Genomic DNA, 7070 nt, shown 5'->3' with positions numbered 1-7070 from the left:
CGCCAGCGCCACCCCGCGCTCCACCTGGAGACCGTCCGCACCGAAGCGCACCGAACCGCCCGACGCCGCCTCCGTGACCCGAACCCCGCCGCCCGCGACACCCACCGCCGAGGAACCGGGCAGCACCGCCCCCGCCACGTCCGTCACCACGAACCCGCCGCCCTGCCGGGTCGCGAAGCGGTGACCGCGCAGGCCCGCGGCATCGCCCAGGGCCAGGCCCTCGGCGCGGAAGGCCCCGCCGTGGTCGAACAGCGCCGAGCGGCCGGTGGCCGGGTCGGTGACCCGCAGGCCGGCGCCGCCGGGCAGTTCGGTGAGGGTGTGGCCGCCGCCGGACAGCGAGCGGGTGACCGTCCCGTTGTCGTGCCCGAGCAGCAGGACCGGGCCGAACGGCGTGCCGTCGCCGCGGAGCAGCGGGCGGCCCTCCTCGACCAGCCCGCCGGCGTGGTCGAAGCCCCGGTGGCCGCCGGTGGCGGGGTCGCGCAGGTCGAAGCCGCCGCCGGGACGCGGGGCGGCCTGGAGGCCGGTCGCGCCGTTGGGGTCGAGCACCCGGTGGGTGGCCGCGCCCTGGGCGTCGAAGTCGGTGTGCACCCGGAGGCCGGCCGGGGTGCCGTCGAGGCCGGTGAGCGGCAGGTCCTCGGCGACCAGGCGGCCGTTGCCGTCGTGCGAGTGGGTGGTGCCGAGCCGGGTGTCGTGCAGGTCGAAGCCGCCGCCGGGACGGGGCGTCGGCTGCAGCATCGGGTCGGGCACGTGGTGGGAGTCGAGCACCCGGTGGACGGTCCCGTTCGGGGTGACGGTGGACTCGACCCGCAGGCCGTTGGGGCCCGCCGTGCCCTGGTCGGCGAGGGCGAGCACGACGGGCTGCGGCGCGGGCGGCTGCGGCTGGACGTGCTGTGCCTGGATGTGCTGTGCCTGGACGTGCTGCACCGGCGGCGGCGCCTGGACGTGCTGCGGGGGCTGGACGGCCTGGGCCGGCCCGTGCTGCGGAGCCGGGTGCGGCGCGAGCTGGGGCTGCTGGCCGACGTGCGGCGGCACCCCGCCGCCTCCGTCCGAGCCGCCGAGCAGCCGGGGGCGCTCGCGGAGGCTGTCGGCCGTCAGCGCGGCCAGGTCGCGGTCCATCCGGGCGGGGTCGATCCCCAGGCCGGTGACCCGGTCGAGGGCCGCGTCGACCTTGAGCGCGGCCGCGTCCACCGACGCCTGGGCGTGGATCACCACCGGGCTGGGCCGGGAACCGCCGCCGGGACGCGCGTGGAGGTCGGACAGCAGGCGCTCGGCCCGGCCGAGGTCGTGCCGGGCGAGGGTGAGGTCGGCCCAGGCGTCCAACCGGGCGCCGCGGCCGGGGTCGTCGCTCGCGCCGAACAGCCCGGCCACCCGGTCGCCCTGCTCGCGCCAGAGCCGGTCCAGCTGGGCACCGGTCAGCTGCTCGGGGCCGGTCAGCCGCTCGGGACCGCCGTGTCCACCGTGTCCGCCGGTCGCGGGCACGGTCGGCAGGTCGTGCGCCGACCCGGCGGCCGGGTGCGCCGGCCCGACCGGCGGCAGCGGCGCGGCCGGACCCTGGACCAGCGGCGCGGCCGGCGGCAGCGGCGTCGGCGTCGGTGTCGGTGTCGGCGTCGAACCGAGGACGGCGGGCGGCAGCGGGGCGGGCGCAGCCGGGACCGGGACCGCGAGTCCCTGGACCGACCCGTGCCCGGGGCCGGGGCCGGGCTGGAGCAGGCCGAGCGCCTCGTCCACCCGGCCGAGGCCGCCGTGCGCCCCGGCCCCGCCGAGGTCCGTGACACCGCCGGGGCCGGGCACGCCGACCAGCGCGGTGGGCGGGGTGACGGCGTGCACCGGCGGCAGCACCGGGGCCGGGGTCGCGGCGACCCGGGGTGCCGCGAACTCCCCCAGGTGCAGATTGACCTGGCTGGCCGCCAGGGCCCGGGTGCTGTGGTCGCCGAGGTGCCCGCCCGCGGTGAACACGGGGGCGTCGGCCCGGTTCAGCGGGGAGCCGGTGGCCAGCAGGTCGAGGGCGCCGTTCAGGTGCGCGCCGGAGCCGGTCGTGCCGAGGCCGGGCACGGTCACGGCACCCGTCACGACCGACGGCAGGCCCGCGCCGCCGCCGTGCAGGGCCGCGGTCGGGAGGGTGCCGGTGGTCAGGTGCGGAACGGCGACGGCGGACGGGGTGAGCAGGTCGGCCGTGTGGACGGCCGGGGCCGCCGGGGAGGCGGTGTGCAGCGCGCCGGTGCCGAGGGCGGCGGGCGCGCCGCCGGTCTGGTGCAGGGACAGGGCCTGGGTCTGGAGGTTCGGGGTGTGGACGGTGGCGGTGCCGCCGGCGGTGAGGGTGTCGGCCAGGTGCACGGGGGCGGGCGTCGGAGCGCCGGTGAGCCCGCCGATCCCGTGCAGGCCGCCGGGTGCGGCGCCGGCGCCGAGCCCGGTCTCCACGTGCAGGCCGCCCGGCGTGACGACGGTGCCGCCCGCCCAGCTGCCGACCGGGTGCAGGTCGCGGATCGGGGTGTCGAGCAGCGCGTCCAGCCGGCGGACGGCGTCCGGGGCGATCGAGAGACGGTCGGCGAGGTCGTTGTGCAGCCGGAAGTCGGACGGCCGGGTGTAGGAGAGGCCGGAGCCGGACGGTTCCAGGTGCGGGATCTCCAACCGGCGCGGCCCGGCCCAGTCGCCGACCCTGACCTTCGCCAGATCGGTGCGGGAGAGGTCCACCAGGGCGTCCACCTTGTGCACCGGCGGCGGCACGGGCACGGCGGCGGCGGTCCGCCCGGCGGTGCCGAGCAACGGTGCGCCGTAGCGGAAGTTGCCGAGGACGCCGCGCTCCCAGAGGCCGATCCGCAGGGCGCCGCGCAGTCCGTACTGGCCGATCTCGGCCGCGTCGACGGGCAGCACCAGCCGCAGCCACTTGGCACCGCCGAGCTGGGCGCGGGCGAAGTCCCAGGAGGCGGACCCGGCCAGGCGCAGGTTGGCGGGCAGGCCCCGGACCAGGGCGGGAAGTCCCTTGACGCCGTTGACGACCGCGATACCGCTCGCCCGGAAGGTGACCCCGGCGAAGTGCGGCAGCCGGGTGACGCCGTTCAGCACCCAGAGGCCGCCGGTCTTCACCCAGCTGCCGGTCATCCGGGCGAGGTCGGCCAGGCCCGGCAGGAAGGCGAAGGCGTGCGAGCCGCTGCCGGTGAAGACGCCGCGGAAGAAGCCGCCGATCGCCTGGGCGACGCCCTTGATCCCGGTCCAGGTGAACTTGGCCCCGGCGCTGATGAGTTTGAGCAGCGGCAGGCCCTTGGTGGTGGGGGCGATCATGCCCAGGCCGGACAGGAAGAGATCCAGCGCGCTGGCCTTGCCCTGGGAGAAGTCGACCGCGGTCTTCACGAAGATCGCCAGGTTGACGCCGATGGCGATCAGCGCGATCGGCCCACCGAAGATCAGCGCGGGCAGGATCAGCGCGATCGCCAGCCACTGGAAGGCCTCCCAGAAGAGGTCGCAGTCGGAGACCGGCTGCTTGATCCCGCGGGCGGCGCTGCTGAGGGCCGAGCCGGCGGTGCGGCCGGCCTCGTCCTGGGCGGTGCCGGCCTGGCGGGCGGTGCTCGCCAGCTCGGTGCGCCGGGTGTCGTCCTGGGCCAGGCCGCGGCCCTGGGAGAGCGCGTTGTCGGCGCGCCACTGCTGGTCGCGGACCACTCCGGCGTAGGTGGTCAGGGCCCGCGCCGAGTTCTCGAAGCCGTCGGCCACCGACTGGACAAAGGCCCGCAGCGGCCCGCTGATCTTGTCCCGGAGGGCGTCCGCCGTCTGCCCGGTGAACGCGCCCTGGCCGGTCTTGTCGAGCACGGCGGCGAGCGCGTCGTCGATCTCCCGGGCGGTGCGGCCGAGGTCGGCCAGGGAGCGCTGCACCTCGTCGATCCGGTCCGGGTCCCCCGGTGTGGGGTCGGCGGACAGGCCGATCGCGTTCCAGTCGGTCGGACGCTGGGGCACCGTCGTCTCCTCCTCGTCCGTGGGCACGGCCCGGCCGCCGCGGCGCGCGGCACCTCTCGGGAGGACCACGTGCCGGGGTCCCGGGCGGTTCACGGCGGGCGGTTCACGGCTCCCGGCTCACGGCGGACGGCTCACGGCTCACGGCTCACGGCGGACGGCACATGGCCTCCGGTGAACCGCGGGGGCCACCGGCACGTGGTCGACCGGGAACCGCGTGCCGATCCGACCGGAGGGAAATCCCGTGCCCGACTTCTCGATGGACTACGGCGTCCTGCACGAGGCCCGCAAGGACCTCCACAACCTGGCCGACCGGATCTCACCGACCCTCCACGACAGCCTGTTCTCCCAGTACGGCTCGGGGAAGCTCGGCGACGCCCAGGCGGTGTTCGGCGACCCGAACGTCACCAACGGCTTCCGCAGCCTCTACCGGCTCTCCAAGGACCCGATGAACCGGGCCGTGGACCACCTCAAGCAGCTCGGCGACGTGTTCGGCGCGGTCGCCGACGGGTTCTTCGACGTGGACGCCCAGATCGCCGACGGCCTGGGCGTGATGGGCGCCAACATGGGGCTCGACCAGTGGCGCGACCGGCAGGCCGCCTGGGAGTACCGCAACGCCCACGCCGACCAGTGCCACCCCGGCGCGGACGGCACCGTGCCGGAGTTCTGCCGGGCCACCGACCCCGGCGCACCGCCCGTCGACCAGACCATCGACACCGCGAACGGCTCGGTGCACACCCACCTCACCCTGGACGCCGACCACAACGTGATCAAGGAGGAGACCACCGTCACCCACGACGGGCAGAGCTACACCTCCACCACCTCCTACTCCGACCACGGCCGCTCGTTCACCACCGACACCGTGTACGCGGACGGCACCAAGAACCACGCCGAGACGCATCTGCACGAGGACGGCAGCGGCGACATGACCGTCACCGACAACGACGGCACGGCCACCCAGTACCACCGCAACGGCCCCGGCCAGGAGTGGCAGCAGACCGGCGGCGGAAGCTCCCAGGACGACTGAGGACGCCGCCCGAACCGGCCGGGACCCACGACCTCCCCGGCCGGCCATCCCCCCTTCGAAAGGACCGCGACATGCCCAACATCTCCCTCGACTTCGAGAAGATCGAGACCACCTCGGGCCAACTCGACTCGGCGGCCGAGAACATCGTCCCGATGCTCAACGACCTGAAGAACAACGTGAACAACCTGCTCGGCGACGGCATGGTGTTCCAGCAGTCCAGCCCGGCGATGCAGGAGGCGTACGACAAGTTCAACACCAGCCTGCTGGCCGCGATGGAGGGCATCAAGGGCTTCGCGAAGCAGTTCCGCCAGATCAAGGACCAGATGCACCAGATGGACCAGGACATGGCGAGCAGCCTGCGCGAGAGCAGCTGACGCCGCCACCGGCCGGGGCCGGGGTGCGCAGTTCCGTGCTGCGCCCCCCGGCCCCGGCCCGTTCGGTCCTCGACTCAGTCCTCGGTGCGCAGCACCGTCAGCGGCACCTGCACGGCCATCGCCTCGCCGCCCCGCCCGGTGGTCCAGCCGCGGCCCGCGACCGGGGTGGCCCGGATCAGGTGCACCGGCAGCCGGACCCCGATCATGTCGCCCTCCTGGAGGCTCTTCGGCCCCAGCAGCAGTCCCCGCCGGGCGCGCTTGGCCGCGCTGAGCCAGCTGCCCATCGCCACCTGGAGGGCGTCCGCCGACCCCGCGTAGAGCAGGCCGAGGCCGCGGTCCCGGCCGAAGGAGGCGACCTCCTTGAGCACCCGGTCGCAGGCGGGTGCCGCCAGCAGGTCCGCGTCGTCGACCACCACCACGCGGGGGCCGGTGAGTTCGTCCAGGGCGGCCTGCACGTCCTGCGCGGACGGGTCCGCGTCGGTCAGCACCCGGACCCCGGCGTGCCGGGCCAGCGCCCGCAGCGGGGAGTGGCGCGGCGCCAGGACGACCAGCCCGGTGCCGCCGGCGAGCAGGGAGACGGCGAGCGAGGCGAGCGCCGTGCTGCGCCCGGATCCGGGCGGGCCGAGCACCGCGAAGGCGGCGGCGGCCCCGGCGAGGTCCACCCCGACCGGCCCGGCGTCGTCGCCGCCGAGGCCGAGCAGGCCCCACAGCGGGCGCCGGGACTCCTCCGGGACGGCCGCGTAGGCCTCCGCGAAGTCCACCGAGCGGGGCAGCGCGGCGACCGGGAAGGGCCGCAGTCCGGCCGGCACCGCGCTGTCGCGGCGGGGGCTGTCCGCGCCGATCGCCGCCAGCGCCCTGGCCTGTTCCCGGCCGCCGGCGCCGGGGGCGAGCAGCGCGACCTGGGTCTCGGTGCCGCTGAGCGTGTGCCAGCCGCGGCCGGCCGGGACGCCGGCCGGCACCTTGCTCGGCGAGAGTCCGACCAACTGGTAGTCGTTGCGGTCGCCCTGGCGCAGCAGCAGCTTGTGGTCGTTGTGCGCGGCGAGCCGGCCGCCCAGCAGTGACCGCTCGGAGGTGGCGACGACGTGGATGCCGGCCGCCGCGCCCTCCCGCAGCAGCCGGGTGACCAGGTCGGCGAGCCGGCCATTGTCGTGGTCGTCCAGCAGCCCGGACAGCGCGTCCCAGCCGTCGATCAGCAGCAGCACGTGCGCGGGCCGCTCCGGCTTCGGCAGGGCGGCGCGCAGCTCGTTGAGCCCGGCCGCGTTCCTTTCGCTGCACAGTTCCTGACGTCGCGTCAGTTCAGCGGTGAGCCGGTGCAGCAGGCGTTCGAGCCGTTCCTGGTCGTGCCGTGAGACGACCGCCCCGCAGTGCGGCAGGGCGTTGAGGGCGGCCAGGCCGCCGCCCGCCGCGTCGATCCCGTACAGGTGGACGTCCGCGCAGGACGCCGCCCTGGCCACCGAGCCGGCCAGGGTGCGCAGGACCTGGGTGCGGCCGGACCGGGGGGCGCCGATCACGTACAGGTGGCCGAAGGAGGCCAGGTCGACGGTGGCGACCCGGCGCTGCTGGAGCTGGGGGACGTCCTCCAGCGCGTAGGGAACCACCGGGAGCGCCGCGTCCTCGGGGGGCGGCAGCAGCGCCGTCACCTCGTCGAGCAGCACCTCCTCGGGCAGTGCGGGGAGCCAGGGGCTGGGCTGCGGGGTGAAGTCGTCGAGGGCGGCGGCGGCCTCGCG

At 76.0% G+C, this 7070-nt stretch carries 4 protein-coding genes; 2 read left to right on the top strand and 2 right to left on the bottom strand.

What is annotated here, in order from left to right:
• On the bottom strand, positions 1-3945 hold a 3945-nt coding region (locus BI06_RS51595; RefSeq protein WP_369826314.1), incomplete at its 3' end, for a putative T7SS-secreted protein.
• 241 nt (positions 3946-4186) lie between these two features.
• Here BI06_RS51595 and BI06_RS34910 point away from each other — a divergent pair.
• Complete coding sequence (locus BI06_RS34910; RefSeq protein WP_030396210.1) at positions 4187-4969, top strand: hypothetical protein; 783 nt, start codon at positions 4187-4189, stop codon at positions 4967-4969.
• Between the two features lie 71 nt (positions 4970-5040).
• A complete protein-coding gene (locus BI06_RS34905; protein WP_030396211.1) occupies positions 5041-5343 on the top strand; it encodes a WXG100 family type VII secretion target in 303 nt (100 codons plus the stop codon).
• Between the two features lie 74 nt (positions 5344-5417).
• Here BI06_RS34905 and BI06_RS34900 read toward each other — a convergent pair.
• On the bottom strand, positions 5418-7070 hold a 1653-nt coding region (locus tag BI06_RS34900; RefSeq protein ID WP_043475049.1), incomplete at its 5' end, for an FtsK/SpoIIIE domain-containing protein.

It is taken from the genome of Kitasatospora sp. MBT66 (assembly GCF_000710405.2).
GTDB classification, from domain to species: domain Bacteria; phylum Actinomycetota; class Actinomycetes; order Streptomycetales; family Streptomycetaceae; genus Kitasatospora; species Kitasatospora purpeofusca.
The sequence above is the reverse complement of the archived record's forward strand: the minus strand, read 5'-3'. Positions and strand labels throughout refer to the sequence as shown.